We start from the raw sequence: 17341 nt of genomic DNA, 5'->3' as shown, positions 1-17341 counted from the left end.
CCCTAGTCGCGAATCTAACAGGTCTATTGAGCGAGGTGCCGTCAGAGGAGCTATTAGCGCTACAACGTATTTGCCAGCACCCACTCGCTGACTTTCGCTGCAACTGCAGGATGGTTAAGCAAGTCAAGATGATCAACCCCACCCACAACCCACTTATTTTCTGGCGGGTAATTCAATGCCATCACCCCTTTTGAGCTTTCAGCCAGTGCACTGGACACAGGAACAAGCCCATCCCCCAGCTTGCGGTTGTTCTCATCCTGAATGTTCTTGCCAAGACAAGAGGCAATGGCATAACACTTGACCGTATCAGGCAGAGTCGGACGTTGGATTAACGCAGTTCCCGTAGCTATGTCTTCTTCCGGTTGCTTGAAAGGAATTGTCGCCGCTTGCCAATCTTCGTGGACAATGTAGCCCCGGCTTAGATCCTTACTGCCGCTGCTGCGTATCTCACCCAGCTTTTGCAAGAACTTAAGCTGCGGCGTATTCGCCACTTGTTCATCGATCCAGCAAGCTAGCTTCGCCAGTGGTGCACCATTGTGCGGTGTCCCCAACGTAATAAAGGTACGGAGCACCTGTAGCCACTGTAGCTGGTTGATGCCGGCATAGTAACAGGCACTGCGCGTTACCAAACCGCCCATACTGTGGCCGATGATCACCAGCTCTTTGACCTCACAAGGCCAAGCCTGCAATAGCTTTTCCAGCCTGAAGGCAAACTCTTCACCATTGAGGGAGATATGGTTGCCGGTGTTGTACCACAGGTAGATAGGGGTATAACCCGCATTAATAAACTGCTTACCATGATCGTGGCCTTTTCTTACCCAACCTTTGTCGGCCATACACCAGCCATGAACACACAGTACAATACGGCCAGATGCATCAGATAACTGACGTTCAAGCAGTTCGGCATCATCGCTTAAATGCCGGGTATGATCAGTGAACACCATAGGTATGGCGAAACGGCTGTTTCTCTGCAGTAAATGGTCACCAACTAAACCATTAAAGCTTGCCAGCAAAGCATCCCCTTGAGCTGGCGGCAATCCGTGCTCCAGCAGCTCAACCACTCGTTGTTTGGCAAACTCCGAGTTTTCTATCACTTTGCTAGAAATATCTTCCTTGAGGCTTTTGAGCTTTTCGCTCCATTCGTTTTTAGAAATCATTACTACCTCAAACAAATACCATCTATTTATCTGATATTAAGCATATGGATTAGAATTAACAACCGATTTTAGCAGTGAGAAAAGTGACGGCACTTGAGGGTTATTATTTATACCCGAAGGGTAAATATAAATCATAAGTAACAAAACATAATAGAATAAAAAATTAGAATATTCATACTAACTTTAAAAAACAAAAAAAAGGCACGATAAAATTAAATTTATCGTGCCTCAATTATGAAAGATAACCTATTTATGCCACACAATCTTTCAGCTTGGAAATATTCGTTTCGATGATGGATATATCTTCCAGTATCATGTCAGCCGCTTTCTCACCAATCATAATGGTAGGTGCATTTGTATTCCCCCCCACCAAGGTTGGCATAATCGACGCGTCCACAACACGCAACCCTTTCACCCCATGAACACGCAACCTTTCATCGACCACCGCTTGATCATCATGCCCCATCTTACAGGTGCCAACGGGGTGGTAAATTGACTCTGCCTTGCGCCTGATGAACTCCTCTAGTTGCGAGTCAGTTTGTACTTCCTTACCCGGGAAGACCTCTTTGCCGCGGTAATGATCAAACCCAGCCTGCTTCAATATCTGCCGTGAAAGCTTAATCGCTTTGAGCATGACTTCCATATCTTCAGGATGACTGAGGTAATTCGCGATTATACGGGGTGGCGCTAGCGGGTCTGCACTGGCTAGCCCCAAGCTTCCCCGGCTTTTAGGCCTTAGGTTACACGCATGCAGCGAATAGCCATGCTTCACCGTTTGCCATAAATTCAAACCATGGTTATCCAGATAGCACGGAGAAAAATGGAACTGGACATCCGGTTTATCAAGCTCGGGCGACGTCTTGGCGAAGCCCCCAGCCTCAGCAATATTAGTTGTAAAATTACCCTTTCTAAACAATAGGTAATCGAATATTCCTTTGATTGCCCTCGTTAGGGCAACAGGCGAAAAGCCAACAGAATGGAAAGTACGCTCGCGCGTTACCACCAGCACATCAAGGTGGTCTTGGAGGTTTTTGCCCACTCCGGGAAGATGGTGTTTTACCTCAATACCGTGGGCTTCAAGCTCTTGCTGATCCCCGACACCAGAGAGCATTAGCAGCTGCGGGCTATTGATTGCACCGCCGCTTAAAATGACCTCTTTATTCACCATAACCTGATGCTGCTGGCCACCTTTAAGGTACTCAACCCCTGTTGCTTTACCGTTTTTAATTAATACTTTAGTTGTAGTTGCATCCGTAATAACCGTCAGGTTTGAACGCAGCTCTGCTGGGCGAAGATAAGCGACAGCCGAACTGCAACGCTGGCCATTTTTCTGGGTGACTTGGTAATAGCCGACCCCTTCTTGTTCCTTGCCGTTAAAGTCCGTAGTGATGTCATGCCCTGCTTGTTCAGCTGCCTTCAAAAATGCATCAGATAGCGGGTTATTTATCCGTAAATCAGACACATGCAATGGGCCATTTGCACCATGGTAGTCATCGCCACCACGCTCTTGGGTTTCTGATTTCCTGAAATACGGCAGCACTTCGTCATAGCCCCAGCCTTTGTTTCCCAGCGAAGCCCACTCATCATAGTCACTGGCATGGCCGCGGATATAGCACATCGCATTGGATGAAGAGCTTCCTCCCAGGGTCTTTCCCCTGGGCCAAAACAGTTGGCGGCTTTGCAGGTTCGGTTCCTGGTCGGTGTAGTAGCGCCAGTTCATTTTCTTTGAATGCATCATGCCGATGATGCCCAAAGGAACATGGACAACCGGACTACAGTCTTTTGGGCCAGCCTCAATGAGGCAGACTTTTAAAGAAGGATCAGATGATAGTCTATTTGCAAGCACGCATCCTGCCGAACCCGCCCCTACAATAATGAAGTCATACATAGCTTTCCCTCAATAGAATAATCCTTGTTCAGCCAGCCAATTAATAATTCCAGTCTTTATCATCTATTTTTTGTTTCAATTAATCATAGTGTAGTTTATTTCTGATTGGGCAAATACCTCGCAGATTATGAATTATTTCATCACTAAAAATTAAATAGTGATCCATATTAAACTTTTTGCATTTAATAGGAGACATGACCTCAGACCAGTGCAAATATGTATTGGCTAAAGGAATACAGCATTTTCTGAATTCATTAAACCGAACGGTTTTCTCTTGTCCTTTTACTGGACGAAAAGAGTTTTCATCAATTATCTCGGCACACTGTTTTGTGCTGGCTAGGAACAAGTAAAGGAACACATCATGGCAGATCTAAAAGCGAGTTTTGAACAAGCTCAAGTTGACGTAAAAGCATTGACTAAACGCCCATCTAACGACGAGCTACTAGCACTATACTCACTGTTCAAGCAAGCAACTGACGGTGACGTGAAAGGCAAACGCCCTGGCATGTTTGACTTCAAAGGCGGCGCGAAATACGACGCGTGGGAAAAACTAAAAGGTATGGATGCAGAAACAGCCATGCAGCAGTATGTCGACAAAGTCGGTGAACTGACCGCTGCTTACGCGTAAGCCTCAGACAACTCGCTCCCAACTTTTATGAAAGGTCGCTATGCGGCCTTTTTTGTATCTACACCTACTCTAGCAATGCCTATGTCGAAAAAGCTCATGCCAAAAAAAACCAGAACCACTTTCGCGGTTCTGGCTTTCACAAGGTTAATCGCTCGTGCTAACTAGCTGGCAATCTTGGCTAACTAGCTGGCACTTTTGGCCTTTCTCACCCTCTCTTTGCGAGGTGCAGGACTGATTTCGTCTTGGTTGGTCGCAGGCGTTTCAGGGTCAATATCGACAGTAGCTGATAGCATCTCGGTCAGTTGTGCCAACTGCTTTTCAAGCTCTTCGACTTTGCGCTGCTTTTCCTGATAAAGCTTTTCGAACTCGTCATCTTCCGGCGTTAAAGACTCCTGTGCGGCTTCTACCGCCAGTTCAACAGCCAACGACTCATCATGTTGATAGCCAAGTTGCTCGGCAACGGCCTGCGCCGCCGTTTCCATCACTTCCTGCTCAATCTCGGCAAAGGCATCGCACATGTAGTCGGTGATCACTTCAAAACCCGGTAGCGACTGGTTACACGCCACCAGCGAGAAGTACATGGTGTCGGCATTACTGAAGAAAGTAATGTTCAAAGTCTGGCCCGGCATCAGCAAAGATACTGGGTATTGCTCGCGAACCTTGGCACCCATGAAGTAAAGCTCTTCTTTGGCTCCTGGCACATTAGAGATAAGGAGATTACTGGCTGGCGGTATAAAGTTATTCAAGCCAAATTTACCGCTGAACAGCGAGACACCATTTACCAGCAATGAGTAGTTGATGTAAGCATCTGGCGAAATATTCAGGGCTTCGTTTTTCAGATCCGTTGTCGCATGCTGGATAGACTCAAGGCGCTCAAGTGGAGACAACCCTTGCTTGCCCAGCTCAACATGGCCAATCGACATCTTGTTGCCCGATTTGCCTTCATCCCCTTTCGCGCGCAGGTTGATAGGCATCATCGCTACCAGTGGCTTGCGGATTGGGATCGCACGGTCGTTGAGGTAGCGGTTCAATGCGATGTCACTGATAGTGAACAGGATATCGTTCATCGACGCGCCGGTAATGCGGCTAATGTGTTTGAGCTGCTTGATGGAGAAATGACCAAGACTAACCGCACGACTGCGTTTAGGGCTCTGGTTAAAGGGTGTCTTGGGTGCGGTAAACGGCACTTTCAAATCACAATCAGCAATATTCACCGCTTTCATCGCTAGTTTACTGCCCAATCGGAACATTGATGGGATCAGCGAAATCTGCTTGGTTGCTGCCACAGCTGTTTTCATGACCATGTCAGTTAGGTGCGATTCTTCACGGCGCTGACGGGATGATTTTCTCAAATCACACTGCCAGATTGGCTTGTTGAATGACTCATCAGGCGATGTTGCACAGCTTTGGGTAAAGATCTTCCCAGCACGAACACCGTCTGCCATCGAGTGGTGGATCTTCAGCACTAATGCCACGCGGTTATTTTCAAGCCCGCCAATCACCCACACTTCCCACATCGGGCGGCTGCGATCCAGCACTTGGCTGTGCAAACGGCCAACCACTTGCTGCAACTGCTGCTCGTTCCCCGGGGACGGAAGCATGGTAATACGCAGGTGATCTTCCAAGTTAACGTGGTTTACCGTTGTCCAGCTCGGACGGCCTGTCAGTGACCAGTTAAGCTTCCAGTTAAAGGGTGGTACCATTTCCGGCTGCTGCAGGAAATTGGCATAGAGCTCTTGGGCATAAGTCCCGGCATGCTCTTCTGGCGGCTCTAGAATGACCAAACCAGTAACATGCATTGGGGTTTTTGCCGTTTCAAAGGCAATGAAGCTGAAATCCAGCAGAGACAAACTCGGCATAAATCTAATCCTTTCTTGCGGTGTGGCATGGTCTGACGGGTGAGCATTAGCTCCTGACTTGATACTAGTTGGCGCTAATGCTACCCAATCAAGGTCTGTCCCTTTGCCATTGTCGCTATTGTGTAATTTCCGTTACTTCGACTTTTCAGCCAGCTTTTCCACCATCTCTTGAAGACGGTCCACTTTCTCTTCGAAGTTGCTCATACGATCGCGGTCGATACCGCAAGTCGCGTTGAAGGCATGATTGAATTGTGACTCAGCCTGACCGAACAGACCACGCTTGGTATCTTTAATGCGCTCAACCATTTCAGTTTCCACTTCGCTGCCTTTGGAAACCAAATCTTGGAGTTGCTTGCTCATCATGTGCTGTGCCATACCTACTTGCTCAGTACCTTTGCTGTACGCGCCAAGGCCAGCCCAAATCACAGTACGGACAGAAGACTCACCCATCTGGGTGGCAGATTTTACAGTTCCAATAATTTTCTTAGGGGTAATCATCACTTTATCCTCAATAAATCAGAGAAATATCTTTTTCGATGGTTAAACCCTACCAATTAGAATTAGATCAATCTTTCTAATTCAACCCAGGAATTGGTAAGCAGCTCACACAACGCCTAGCAGGTAAGAATTACGGGTTCCATAGTATGCGTACACATTAACAATGCCGATTGCGCATACACGTGACTGAAGTCCCAAAACCGCACACTAGGCAAATTTTGGGGCTTTTTTGTCCAAAAATAGAGTGAACGCTCTAAGTTCAGACGCAACAATGGGGGGATAACAACTATAAGAACATATATGAATAATATCGAACAAGGAATGCACTATGTCAGTTTTAGAAATCGTAGATTCATCATACCCAAACCCATCCCTTGAACCGTCTGACTCCACAACGAAAGCTCCCGCAAAAGTGATCGCCAAGCCAGACGATCTGGTTGATCAAATCATTGCAACTGTCGGTAAGAACATTGTCCTTGGCGCGCCACTTGCTATCGGTAAGCCTGTTAGCTTTGTGAATGCGCTTTATCAACGAGCAAAGAAAGATCCAAGCATCAATCTACGGATCGAAACCGGGATCACTTTGGAAAAACCGGTAGGTAAAAGCAAAATTGAACGCGGCTTCCTAGAACCGTTCGTTGCTCGTGAGTTTGAAGATGTCCCTGATATTGACTACATCATGGATCTGCGTGCTGGCAAAGTGCCTAGCAACATCACTGTTAGTGAATTCTTCTTCAAAGCCGGTAGCTTTATGAATTCACCACAGCAGCAAAACTACACGTCTACCAACTACACCCATGCTGTTCGTGACTTGCTGGATAAAGGCGTGAACGTCATTGGCCAATTGGTCGCTGCCCGTACTGTGGACGGCGTGACGACTTACAGCCTAAGCAGTAACTCTGATCTGGCACTGGACTTCGCCATCGAAATCGAGAAGCAGAAAGCGCAAGGCCGAAATATCACCATTATCGGCGAAGTAAACAGCAACATGCCTTTCATGCAAAACCATGCTGAAGTGGCGAGCTCTGAGTTCGATTTCATCCTAGATGGCAATAGCCTGCCTGATCACAAAGACTACCAACTGTTCGCTGCGCCGCATGCCAGCATTTCAGCTGAAGACCATATGATCGGCCTCTACTCTAGTGCCTTGATCAAAGATGGCGGTACGCTACAGGTGGGGATTGGCTCCCTAAGTAGTGCCCTCTCCTACAGCGCCCTTGTTCGCCACCAGCAAAACCGCATGTATAACAAAATGCTGTCTGAGCTGAACATCTACGAAAAATTCCCTGTCTGCAAAGAAGTGGGTGATACAGGTGCCTTCGAGAAAGGCCTCTACGGCTGTAGTGAGCTAATGGTCGATGGCTTTGTCCACCTTTACCGTGCCGGTATCCTGAAGCGTGAAGTATTTGAAGACCTAACGATCCAGCGCCTGCTCAACGATGAAATGATCACTCACGAAGTGACGGTAATGACCTTGTTGGCACTGCTTGAGCGTGAAGCGATCTCTGCCGAGCTAACCGAAGCAGACGTTAAGTACCTCAAGCGCTTTGGTATTTTCAACGATAACGTTGAGTTTGTAGACGGTAAATTGAAAACCACCGATGGCACCAGCAAAGCCAATATCCAAGACAAGGATGCCCTTGAGTGGATCACTAAATACGCACTAGGCCAACGCCTGAAAGGCGGTACAGTGATGCACGGTGCTTTCTTCATCGGCCCGAAAGACTTCTACCAAGAGCTAAACAACTTTACCCAGGAAGATCACGACAAGTTCTGCATGACCAGCGTGAACTACGTCAATGACCTGTATGATCACTTCCTTGGCAGCCAGCAACTTAAGCAAGCCCAGCGCCAGCATGCTCGCTTTATGAACTCAGGGATGATGGTCACTCTTGATGGCTCTGTCGTTTCCGATGCGCTGGAGAACGGCCAGGTCGTCAGTGGCGTTGGCGGCCAGTACAACTTCGTCGCTCAGTCCGGCCAGATGCGCGAATCCCGCTCTATCATCAAGATCCGAAGCTGCTCTTTCCGTAACGGTAAGCTACGCTCGAACATCCTGTTCAACTACGGCCATAACACTATTCCGCGCCAGTTGCGTGACATCGTTGTCACCGAATACGGTATTGCTAACTTGCGCAGCAAACCAGACCACGTGGTATACACCGAGCTTATCAAGATTGCTGACTCGCGCTTCCAGCAGCAGCTACTGGAAGAAGCCAAGGCCGCAGGCAAAGTCGCCAAGGATTACCAAATCCCGAAAGAGTATGCCAACAACACGCCAGAAGCGATCCAGGCTTTCTACAAGAAATACACCGACCAAGATATTTTCGGCCCGTTCCCATTTGGTTGTAGCTTCACTGACCAAGAGCTAAAACTAGGTAAAGCCCTGAAGGCACTGAAATCTAAATGTGCCACGCCAACAGGCAAGCTGAAAGCTATCGCACAGTCACTGTCGGCACCTAAGCCTGGCCATGATATTGATATTCTGCTTAAGCGTGTTGGCCTGGATAAACCTGAAAACCTACAAGAAAAAATCACACGCAAACTGGTGATTGCTGAACTTGTGAAGTGATCATCGCGTAAATAAAGGCTGGGCCACTTATGTGGCCCGGCTTTCTTATATAAAAAGCAATCGTTGAGAGAAAAGAGGTGTTCAATGTCGAAGAAAAGCAAGGAAATGGCGCTGTGTCCGTATGCTGCGGTTTGGGGCTGTCCAAAGTGTCCTGTAAAGAGAATCTGCCCAGGGAAGACAACTATTGGCGATCAGCCGATAAAACGTAAGGAAGAAGCAGAAGTCGACGCCGACAAATAAAATGAATCCCCTCCCGGAGGTTGCCCTACCAGCCTCTGGGAGTTATTCATACACTGCTCTCCTTCTGTACTATCTCACCATGACTGTCTCATCCGTTGTAAACCGCTAAAACTCTTATTGTTTCTTCTAGCACATCATTTCCGTTTCTGACTATGATTTAAATAAAACCACCGAAATTCCAACAACCAAATCAAACGCGGTGGGTTAAATAGTGGGGGGTAGTTATGGAAGTGATAAAAGCCATTCTGTTCGGCATTATCTTGTCATTGACTGTCGGGCCAATAGCCATTTTGGTCCTTAATAATGGGATGCATCATGGCTACATGGCAGCCGTTCGCAGTGCTGCCGGTGCAGCGCTGGCTGACTATTGCTATGCGTTGGTGAGCTTCGTGACCGGCAGCCTATTAATCAGCAAACTCGATCAATACCACTACCAAATCATCCTGCTGTCTTCTTGGGTTCTCATTTTCATGGGCTTTTATATGATGTTCAATGCCATGAAAAATACCAAGCTCCTGGCAAGAGTTCATCGTCCATCTAAGAAGCTCGGTTTTCGTTCTGCCTTTTACCTAACACTTGCCAACCCAATAGCTATTATTGCCCTGTCGGCATTTATCGGCCATTCCACCGAGCAGGTAGACTTACTGTTTGCCATGCAACTTGCCGGGGCTGTGTTTGTCGGTAGCTTGATTGTCCAGTGTCTGCTTGCCATTTCTGGCTTTGCATTTAAAGACGATGACAGCATTACCTTCCCGTTTTATTTGCAGTTACTAGGCGGTTTGCTGACTTGCCTATTTGGCGTGAATAACTTTATCGAGCTGGCCGGTTGAAAAACAACAAAAAAGGCCCAGCGTTGCCGCTGGGCCTTAAATGATGGAGGCGCGTCCCGGAGTCGAACCGAGGTCCACGGATTTGCAATCCGCTGCATAGCCACTCTGCCAACGCGCCAAACTGTCACAAGCATACCTACTCGGTAGCTCGCTTGGTTGCTGTTGCCCAATAGGCATCAGAACCGAATATGGAGGCGCGTCCCGGAGTCGAACCGAGGTCCACGGATTTGCAATCCGCTGCATAGCCACTCTGCCAACGCGCCAAATTGTCACAAGCATACCCGCTCGGTAGCTCGCTTGGTTACTGTTGCCCAATAGGCATCAGAACCGAATATGGAGGCGCGTCCCGGAGTCGAACCGAGGTCCACGGATTTGCAATCCGCTGCATAGCCACTCTGCCAACGCGCCAAATTGTCACAAGCATACCCGCTCGGTAGCTTGCTTGGTTACTGTTGCCAACAAGCATCAGAACCAAAATATGGAGGCGCGTCCCGGAGTCGAACCGAGGTCCACGGATTTGCAATCCGCTGCATAGCCACTCTGCCAACGCGCCAAATTGTCACAAGCATACCCGCTCGGTAGCTTGCTTGGTTGCTGCCGCCCAACAGGCATCAGAACCGAAATATGGAGGCGCGTCCCGGAGTCGAACCGAGGTCCACGGATTTGCAATCCGCTGCATAGCCACTCTGCCAACGCGCCATCAATTTTGTTGTTACCGCTGATTTACGGTCAGTGCCGCTGCGGTACGGAGGTGTAATTTACTGATTTTCAGGGATGAGTCAAACAAAAATACACTAACTTGCTTCAACTGGACAATTTCCAACACATCAAGCCAAAAAAACGTCCTGATTCGTATGGAATCCAATCAACTGCCGCTTTGAACACAACTGGCTTAAAGTTCTCCCCTAATTACATGCTCACAAGTTCAGCGCCCTTTTGTGCTATGAGTTTTGAAAAGAAAAAAGTATTGAAAAGAAAAAAGTGTGCTGAAAAAAAAGCCCACCAGTGGTGGGCTTCGTTTCTATTCGCACTTTGTCAGCAGTAAAATCTGTTGTTAGTCACTCACCAACTCAACTGCTTCACGTACCAAACGGCCAATTTCTTCCCAGTCACCATTTTCGATCAGCTTTGGTGCCACCATCCAGGTACCACCACAGCAAATCACGCGATCAATCGCCAGATAATCACGCACGTTTGCCTTGCCGATACCGCCAGTTGGCATAAAGCTAACGTCAACGTATGGCGCCAGTAGTGACTTAACCATATTGATACCGCCTGATGCTTCAGCCGGGAAGAACTTCAAGAAGGTCAGACCCAACTCCAGCGCTTGTTCAACCTGACTAGGACTGTTAACACCCGGCACCATAGGGATCCCCTGCTGCTGGCAGTAACGTACCGTGTTAGGGTTCAGCCCCGGCGCGACAACAAACTCCGAACCGGCCGCCTTAGCGCGATCAACTTGCTCAGCATTGAGTACCGTACCTGCACCAATACACATCTCCGGGTAGGCTTCACGCATCAAACGAATAGCTTCTGCAGCGGCTTCTGTTCGGAAGGTCACCTCGGCAACCGGTAGGCCATTTTCTACAAGCGTTTTCGCCAGAGGCACAGCCTGTGACACATCGTTAATTTGAATAACAGGGATAACTTTGAAGGCTTTTAGTTTCTCAATGATTTGCTGAGACATGTTCCAATGTTCCTATTGATAAATTCTTTTACATTAACTCGTTCATTGCATCAGCCGGGATAATCGCACCGGGATGCTGAATCACTAAAGAGGCCAGCTGGTGTCCTAATTCTGCAGCAGTCGATTCACTACCACCACTCAAACGCCCCGCTAGATAGCCTGCGGCAAATGAATCACCTGCCGCGCAGGTATCAATCACTTTTTCCACTTTGTTGGCTGCGATATAGGATTCTTGCGGCTGTTCGGATTGCAGTTTGCTTACGACCAAGCACGGCTCGCTACCACGTTTGATCACCACTTCCTGGCAACCGAATGACTGGCAACGGTCAACAATGTTTGTCTCTCCCCATACCAAGTGATCGTCGTCTTCGGTGATCAAGGCAATATCGACAAAAGGCAGGACTTGCGAATACCAGTACTGGGCTTGTTTCGAGGTCCAAAGCTGTGGACGGAAATTGTTATCAAACAGTACCTTGCCACCTTTGTCTTTGTGTTTCTCCAACAAGGTAATCAAGGTTGCTTTGGCATCTTCAGCCAAAATTGCCAAGCTGATCCCGCTGATATAAAGGGCATCGAAGTCATGGCTTTCGATAGCTTGTTCTAGTGGCGACGTGCCACTGGCAAAGTAGAACTTGGCTGCACTATCGTTGCGCCAATAATGGAAATGACGCTCGCCATTCGGCTCGGTCTCCACCAGATAAAGGCCCGGTAGTTTATTTTCCAGCTTGCGAACCATAGAGGTATCGATATTTTCGTGTTGCCAGGCATTGAGCATATCCTGGCTGATATTGTCGATACCCAAAGCCGTAGCATAACTGACAGCGATATCACGGCTAGTGCCCAGACGAGACAGGTAAAGCGCTGTATTTAACGTATCACCGCCAAAAGTCCGTTGTAGCGGTTGGCCACTGAGCTCAACCATGCACTCACCAAAAAAAGCAATTTTCACACTGCCACCTTTCTAATTATTCGAACTGTATTTAAAGCGTAACTGAAGATGCAGGCCTTACATCACAACAAAGGCCTGCATTTTGACGAGTTTTAGAAGATTATTTTGCGGTAGCCGGCTGAGCGTCGATACCTTGCTCTTCAGGCTTTTCCATCGCTGCACGCTCGGCGTCAAGGATAGCCTTCGCCTCTTCCTTAGACACTGCGTTGGCAGGAGTAACTAGGCTCACAACCACACCGGCAACCAAGGCTGTAGTGACTGATGGAATGACCGGGTTACCCCAGAATGCCGTCCAGTCAGCATTGAACATGATAGAGAAAGACGCTGCCGATGCACCTGCCAAGGTAGCCAGTGCACCCTGCCAGTTGTAGCGGCCCCAGAAGCGACCCAGCATACCGCACACGAACATGCCAGACATCACTGTAGAAATCATCTTGGTGATGTAGCTGATAATGTCATTCGACGTCAGGGCGAACAGCAGTGCCAAACCGATACAGATAACCAGTGCGATACGCGAGTAAGTAACCATCTTGTCTTTTGATGGCACTTTGCCCGTAAACATGATGTAGATATCACGCAGCAGGATAGAGACACCGGCAATTGCATCCGAACTTGCACTCGACATCGTCGCTGACAGACCAGCAATCAGAACAATCATGCCGATACCCACTGGCAGCACTGTTGCAGCAACGTATGGGAACGCAAAGTTAGCGTTGTTCAGCTCAGGGTTAATCGCATGTGCTGACATACCGATAACCGCTGGAATGATAGAGAAGAACAGGTACAGTACACCCGACATCACGAACGAGCGGCGGATAGTCGATACGTCTTTACCCGAGTAGATACGCTGGCGGAAAGAAGGGGTTGCCAAGATACCCACACCAACAACCAGTGCCAGAGAGATACCTGGGATCATGCCCAGTTTTTCCAAGCCAAGGAAGCTGACAGACGCAGGTTCCATCGCAGCATACAGGTTATCAAGCCCACCGATGTGGTTGACCGACAGAACAGCCATCAGGATGAAACCAGCAAAAAGGATAACGGCCTGAATTGTATCGGTCCAAACGACTGCGGTGTAACCACCAATCACTACGTAGATAGTAAAGGCAGCCGCGATGATCAACTTGGCGGTATTCAGTTCAATATCTGCAATCCAGGCCAGGTACATACCACCACCTAGGATGTGCGCGCCCAACCAACCGATGGAGGCGGTAAAGATCAGGATACCCACGACATTTTTGACAACCTTGTTGGCACCGACATAGTAAGACAGCTCTTCACTCATCGTCATGAAGTTCAGCTTACGCACTGGAGCAAACCAGTAAGCGAGCAGCAGGATACCGAGTGCGCCACCAATACCGTATAGTGCACCTGCCCAGCCGTTGGCATAACCGAAGCCAACCGCACCCATGCTCGAACCTGTACCCACCATGGTGGCTACCGTGGTACCCAGTACCAAGAATAGCGGAAGACCACGACCTCCAAGTAGAAAGTCTTCGCCAGATTTCTGGTTACGCGATACAAACCATCCTAACCAGATTAAAAAAACCACATACGCACCGAATCCGGTGAGAAAGAGTGTACTGTTCATCCCATACCTCTTATAATCCGAATACCAGCCGGCACAAATATTTATCTGCTCAGCAAGAATAAAAAATCTCAGATACAAGGCACTTGATTGAAGATTTATTCGTATCCATCAAAATCAAGTAACACAGTAGATGTGATTTTTTAACTTGCCCTCCGGGAGCGTACCAGTGACCTAATACCTGCATCAAATTGTTTCGATTTAGAGCCACTATATCTTCAACAATTTGTCTTGCTCTTAAATCACTGGCTAGCTCTGAGCCGACAAATATTTGTGCCGGCTGGTATATGCTTTTATTTGCTTGGGGATAGTCTCTTCACTTACTACCCCATGAGTTACTGAGTCATTTCAGTATTTTGCTTTTTTCAGGTTGGTACTTTGCCAACCTTTTTTCTTTGGCCTTTCGGCTCTAATTCTTTATATCTAGCTGTAATAGCCCGCCAACTTCCGTTGTGGCATCGCTTGTCAATTAGGCTTCTGCTAGCCCCGCGGCTTTATTGTTTTTGCGGGGCCCGAAGATAATGCCTGAATTAACGGCGATCTTCGCGGTAGCACGTCACATCCACTTCAACTTTTACGTCAACGACCAAGTCACATACCATGCAGATACGCGCAGGTGGGTGCTCGCCGAAGAACTCTTTGAACACTTTGTTGAATGACTGAAAGTAACGAGAGTCAGTCAGTACCACTTTCACGTGAACCACGTCTTCAAGGCCGTAGCCCGCTTCTTCCATAATGTCGACACAGTTCTGAATCGCCAGGCGAGACTGATCAACAATGCCACCTTCAACCACTTCGCCGTCTGTCATTGGTGTTTGACCAGAGACATACAGGAAACCACCCGCCTGAGTTGCACGTGCAAAAGGTAGGTGCTGACCGCCGGTGCCTGTACCGCCTTCAATGCCGTAGCGTGTGATAGTCATAATTTCTTTCTCCAACGTTGTGTTACTTAGTTCAATTTGCTGTCCCAGGGTTTAGTCCTGGTGACGGTATAAGAAACGACCATGGCGGTTATTACTCACCTGACCGTTTTGATAACTGATGCAGCCATTGACCATGACTACGTCAATCCCTTTCGCTGCTGCAATCGGATTTTCGAAACTTGCAACATCGATAATGGTGTTCGGGTCAAACATCACGATATCGGCATAAGCCCCTTCGCGAATTTCCCCTCTGTCTTTGAGGCAGTAGCGCTTGGCTGACATGCCTGTCATTTTGTGAATCGCCTGTCCCAGAGAAAACAGCTGGCGTTCACGGCTGTAGTAGCCCAATACCCGTGGAAATGATCCCCACAAGCGCGGGTGTGGGTGTGGATCATTCGGCAGGCCATCTGAACCCACCATGGTTAGTCGGTATTTCAGTACCCGCTCAACATCGGCTTCGTCCATGCAGTGATATACCGCGCCTGCTGGCTGAAGTTGCTTGGCCGCCTCCATCAGAGGCAGTCCCATATCTTCAGCAATTTGCTTGAGCATCTTGCCTGCATGCTCGGGATAGCTGTCGGACCAGGTGATGAAAATATCTATCTCGTCGGTAACCTGCTTGAGGTCGAGCGTCGATGAACTCGCCGAATACGGGTAGCAATCGCAAGCTACGTCTTGGTGCTTGGCATTTTTCTCCATCAGGTTGAGCACTTCGACAGTTCGCCCCCAGTTACCCGCACCTGCACATTTGAGGTGCGAAATTACAACAGGTACCTTGCCATGTTTACCCGTGGCAAAAGCTTCTTCCATAGCTTCGAGGATCTGCTCGAACTCGGTACGCATATGAGTGGTATAAATGCCGTCAAACGCTGCAAGCTCTTCGGCAAGCGCCATCACTTCTTCTGTCGGCGCATCTTTTGCTGAGGCATAGGCCAAACCAGAGCTCAAACCCAATGCACCCTGCTCCATCGCTGCGTGCAGTTTGGCTTTCATCGCTGCAATTTCTTCACTGGATGCGGCACAGTACAGATCATCCATCTCGTTATTGCGCAATGTGGTATGGCCCACCAGCGCAGCAACATTGACAGCTGGCTCTGCCGCCGTGACCGCCTCGGCATATGAAGCGAATGTTGGGTATTTGAAATCTTGCTGCTTGCCCAGCAGGTTCATCGGATCCGGCGGATCACCCGCCAGCGTTGCCGGAGAAGCACTGATCCCACAGTTACCAACAATCACGCTGGTGACACCCTGGCTGATCTTCGGCAAACAATCGGGATAACGGATCACATTGGTATCATCATGGGTGTGCACATCAATAAAGCCCGGCGCTAATGCCTTGCCATGACCATCGATGATTTGTGTTGCTTCGCACCCAGCCAGATCCCCTATAGCTGCAATACGATCCCCTGTAATAGCTACATCGGCGTTGTAAGGCTCACTACCCGAGCCATCAACTACTTGAACATTTCGGAAAACGGTATCGAACTGCATGAAACTTCCTTCTTTATGACGCTAATTCTGCACAACCGTTAAGCCGAACTGTTCGCTTAGGTTGTGTTAATCGCCGAGAGGCTGTCTATCCTCTCCACCACGATGACTGTCTAGTGCCAGCTTCAAGCGGCGCAGCTTATCGCGGGTCCGGCGTTTGTGGCTCAAGGCCAACTCTGTCGACAGCACATCTATCAACGCCATCATGGCGTAGCGTGATGCAGACGGTTTGTAGATAAAATCGGTCTCTTTGGTGACCACCGGAAGAACCAAATCACTGACCTCTGCCAGCGGTGACTCTTTAGGCGTAATCGCTATCACCTTCAAGCCGTATTGCTTGGCAATCGATGCCGGCTCAACCACTTCTGGCGTGTAACCCGTTGCGGAAATTACCACCATCACATCATTGGCATCGGCAGTTGAAGCTACCATCCTTGCCAACAGGCCATCGTTGTAGGCCGTTACCGGGTAGCCCAGGCGGAACAAGCGAAACTGCAGTTCCTGCGACAACATGGTTGAGCCACCGCCCATACCTATGGCCAAAATCTGTCGGGCGTTCTGCAGCATATCTACTGCAGTAGCCACATCCTGCTCATCGACAACCTTGCGGTTAATGTTGATCACATTCTTGATCGACTCATAAACCCCTTGGATCCCCGACTGATCTGGCGACTCATGGATAAATCGCTGACCGATTGCCAATGACTGGGCTAATTTCAGCTTCAGATCACGGACATTCTTGCAGCCAACCGCTTTGGCAAATCGGGTAATGGTTGCTTCACTCACTCCGGCTTCTTCTGCCATTTGAGTAATGCTGTAACCCGATGCAGCGGCCAAATCATCAATCACCAGCATGGCAACTTTCTTCTCGGCATCCCGCAGTTGCGAGAAGCGCTCAGTAATTCTTGAAACAATATCGACTTCGATAGTCACGGCTTTCACCTTTCTCTCGACAGGGCAAATAGTAATTTCAGGGCAGGTTCAAAACAGTGAGAAACAGCACAAATCGCTCAGTAATGTTTGATACTTTCTAA

General features: G+C 48.6%; 14 protein-coding genes and 5 tRNA genes. 4 read left to right on the top strand and 15 right to left on the bottom strand.

From position 1 onward, the window contains the following. Nucleotides 1-59: 59 nt before the first annotated feature. Together ACXAGQ_RS13530 and ACXAGQ_RS13525 are read right to left on the bottom strand one after the other, a co-directional pair. Entirely contained in the window at nt 60-1157 is a 1098-nt protein-coding gene (locus tag ACXAGQ_RS13530) for a PGAP1-like alpha/beta domain-containing protein (protein WP_475254391.1), read from the bottom strand. 250 nt (nt 1158-1407) lie between these two features. Then, nucleotides 1408-3045, bottom strand: a complete 1638-nt coding sequence (locus ACXAGQ_RS13525) for a GMC family oxidoreductase (RefSeq protein ID WP_475254389.1) — start codon at nt 3043-3045, stop codon at nt 1408-1410. Between the two features lie 361 nt (nt 3046-3406). Between ACXAGQ_RS13525 and ACXAGQ_RS13520 the strand changes: the two genes are divergently transcribed. Continuing rightward, complete coding sequence (locus ACXAGQ_RS13520; RefSeq protein WP_107348625.1) at nt 3407-3673, top strand: acyl-CoA-binding protein; 267 nt, start codon at nt 3407-3409, stop codon at nt 3671-3673. Between the two features lie 182 nt (nt 3674-3855). On the opposite strand, the gene ACXAGQ_RS13515 is transcribed toward ACXAGQ_RS13520, so the two are convergent. Next, nucleotides 3856-5532: a wax ester/triacylglycerol synthase family O-acyltransferase gene (locus ACXAGQ_RS13515; RefSeq protein ID WP_475254387.1), complete on the bottom strand. Its 1677-nt coding sequence runs from the start codon at nt 5530-5532 to the stop codon at nt 3856-3858. A gap of 132 nt (nt 5533-5664) precedes the next feature. After that, nucleotides 5665-6030, bottom strand: coding sequence for a phasin-related domain-containing protein (locus tag ACXAGQ_RS13510; RefSeq protein WP_475254386.1), 366 nt, complete (start codon nt 6028-6030; stop codon nt 5665-5667). Nucleotides 6031-6358: 328 nt separating this feature from the next. Between ACXAGQ_RS13510 and ACXAGQ_RS13505 the strand changes: the two genes are divergently transcribed. The 3 genes from ACXAGQ_RS13505 (at nt 6359) to ACXAGQ_RS13495 (ending at nt 9672) form a co-directional block, all read left to right on the top strand. Further along, nucleotides 6359-8602, top strand: a complete 2244-nt coding sequence (locus ACXAGQ_RS13505) for an acetyl-CoA hydrolase/transferase C-terminal domain-containing protein (protein ID WP_475254385.1) — start codon at nt 6359-6361, stop codon at nt 8600-8602. An 84-nt stretch (nt 8603-8686) separates the two neighbouring features. Then, on the top strand, nt 8687-8842 hold the full coding sequence (locus tag ACXAGQ_RS13500; RefSeq protein WP_475254383.1) for a hypothetical protein: 156 nt from the start codon (nt 8687-8689) through the stop codon (nt 8840-8842). A gap of 224 nt (nt 8843-9066) precedes the next feature. Beyond that, entirely contained in the window at nt 9067-9672 is a 606-nt protein-coding gene (locus ACXAGQ_RS13495) for a LysE family transporter (protein WP_475254382.1), read from the top strand. A gap of 44 nt (nt 9673-9716) precedes the next feature. Here the strand turns inward: ACXAGQ_RS13495 and ACXAGQ_RS13490 are convergent. From ACXAGQ_RS13490 to ACXAGQ_RS13440, 11 genes are all read right to left on the bottom strand, one after another. Then, a tRNA-Cys gene (locus tag ACXAGQ_RS13490) sits at nt 9717-9790 on the bottom strand. A 71-nt stretch (nt 9791-9861) separates the two neighbouring features. Beyond that, nucleotides 9862-9935, bottom strand: a tRNA-Cys gene (locus tag ACXAGQ_RS13485). A gap of 71 nt (nt 9936-10006) precedes the next feature. Further along, a tRNA-Cys gene (locus tag ACXAGQ_RS13480) sits at nt 10007-10080 on the bottom strand. 71 nt (nt 10081-10151) lie between these two features. Continuing rightward, a tRNA-Cys gene (locus tag ACXAGQ_RS13475) sits at nt 10152-10225 on the bottom strand. Nucleotides 10226-10297: 72 nt separating this feature from the next. Continuing rightward, nucleotides 10298-10371: transfer RNA gene (locus ACXAGQ_RS13470), tRNA-Cys, on the bottom strand. Between the two features lie 355 nt (nt 10372-10726). Continuing rightward, on the bottom strand, nt 10727-11359 hold the full coding sequence (locus ACXAGQ_RS13465; RefSeq protein ID WP_475254380.1) for a bifunctional 4-hydroxy-2-oxoglutarate aldolase/2-dehydro-3-deoxy-phosphogluconate aldolase: 633 nt from the start codon (nt 11357-11359) through the stop codon (nt 10727-10729). A 28-nt stretch (nt 11360-11387) separates the two neighbouring features. Beyond that, nucleotides 11388-12281, bottom strand: a complete 894-nt coding sequence (locus ACXAGQ_RS13460) for a sugar kinase (protein ID WP_475254762.1) — start codon at nt 12279-12281, stop codon at nt 11388-11390. A gap of 127 nt (nt 12282-12408) precedes the next feature. Further along, entirely contained in the window at nt 12409-13899 is a 1491-nt protein-coding gene (locus ACXAGQ_RS13455; RefSeq protein ID WP_475254379.1) for a sodium:solute symporter family protein, read from the bottom strand. 527 nt (nt 13900-14426) lie between these two features. Beyond that, a complete protein-coding gene (locus ACXAGQ_RS13450; RefSeq protein ID WP_107299851.1) occupies nt 14427-14819 on the bottom strand; it encodes a RidA family protein in 393 nt (130 codons plus the stop codon). A gap of 51 nt (nt 14820-14870) precedes the next feature. Then, the gene (locus ACXAGQ_RS13445; protein WP_475254378.1) at nt 14871-16310 is read right to left on the bottom strand and encodes an N-acyl-D-amino-acid deacylase family protein; all 1440 of its coding nucleotides are present in this window, start codon (nt 16308-16310) and stop codon (nt 14871-14873) included. 66 nt (nt 16311-16376) lie between these two features. Beyond that, entirely contained in the window at nt 16377-17240 is an 864-nt protein-coding gene (locus tag ACXAGQ_RS13440) for a MurR/RpiR family transcriptional regulator (RefSeq protein ID WP_475254377.1), read from the bottom strand. Nucleotides 17241-17341: the final 101 nt, after the last annotated feature.

Source organism: Photobacterium sp. ABD4_091 (genome assembly GCF_056160145.1).
This window is presented reverse-complemented; position numbering and strand designations above follow the sequence as displayed.

Bases quoted from the DNA above. Each gene is read 5' to 3' on its own strand.
- ACXAGQ_RS13530 (WP_475254391.1), bottom strand. From the start codon at position 1,157: ATGATTTCTAAAAACGAATGGAGCGAAAAGCTCAAAAGCCTCAAGGAA.
- ACXAGQ_RS13525 (WP_475254389.1), bottom strand. From the start codon at position 3,045: ATGTATGACTTCATTATTGTAGGGGCGGGTTCGGCAGGATGCGTGCTT.
- ACXAGQ_RS13520 (WP_107348625.1), top strand. From the start codon at position 3,407: ATGGCAGATCTAAAAGCGAGTTTTGAACAAGCTCAAGTTGACGTAAAA.
- ACXAGQ_RS13515 (WP_475254387.1), bottom strand. From the start codon at position 5,532: ATGCCGAGTTTGTCTCTGCTGGATTTCAGCTTCATTGCCTTTGAAACG.
- ACXAGQ_RS13510 (WP_475254386.1), bottom strand. From the start codon at position 6,030: ATGATTACCCCTAAGAAAATTATTGGAACTGTAAAATCTGCCACCCAG.
- ACXAGQ_RS13505 (WP_475254385.1), top strand. From the start codon at position 6,359: ATGTCAGTTTTAGAAATCGTAGATTCATCATACCCAAACCCATCCCTT.
- ACXAGQ_RS13500 (WP_475254383.1), top strand. From the start codon at position 8,687: ATGTCGAAGAAAAGCAAGGAAATGGCGCTGTGTCCGTATGCTGCGGTT.
- ACXAGQ_RS13495 (WP_475254382.1), top strand. From the start codon at position 9,067: ATGGAAGTGATAAAAGCCATTCTGTTCGGCATTATCTTGTCATTGACT.
- ACXAGQ_RS13465 (WP_475254380.1), bottom strand. From the start codon at position 11,359: ATGTCTCAGCAAATCATTGAGAAACTAAAAGCCTTCAAAGTTATCCCT.
- ACXAGQ_RS13460 (WP_475254762.1), bottom strand. From the start codon at position 12,281: ATGGTTGAGCTCAGTGGCCAACCGCTACAACGGACTTTTGGCGGTGAT.
- ACXAGQ_RS13455 (WP_475254379.1), bottom strand. From the start codon at position 13,899: ATGAACAGTACACTCTTTCTCACCGGATTCGGTGCGTATGTGGTTTTT.
- ACXAGQ_RS13450 (WP_107299851.1), bottom strand. From the start codon at position 14,819: ATGACTATCACACGCTACGGCATTGAAGGCGGTACAGGCACCGGCGGT.
- ACXAGQ_RS13445 (WP_475254378.1), bottom strand. From the start codon at position 16,310: ATGCAGTTCGATACCGTTTTCCGAAATGTTCAAGTAGTTGATGGCTCG.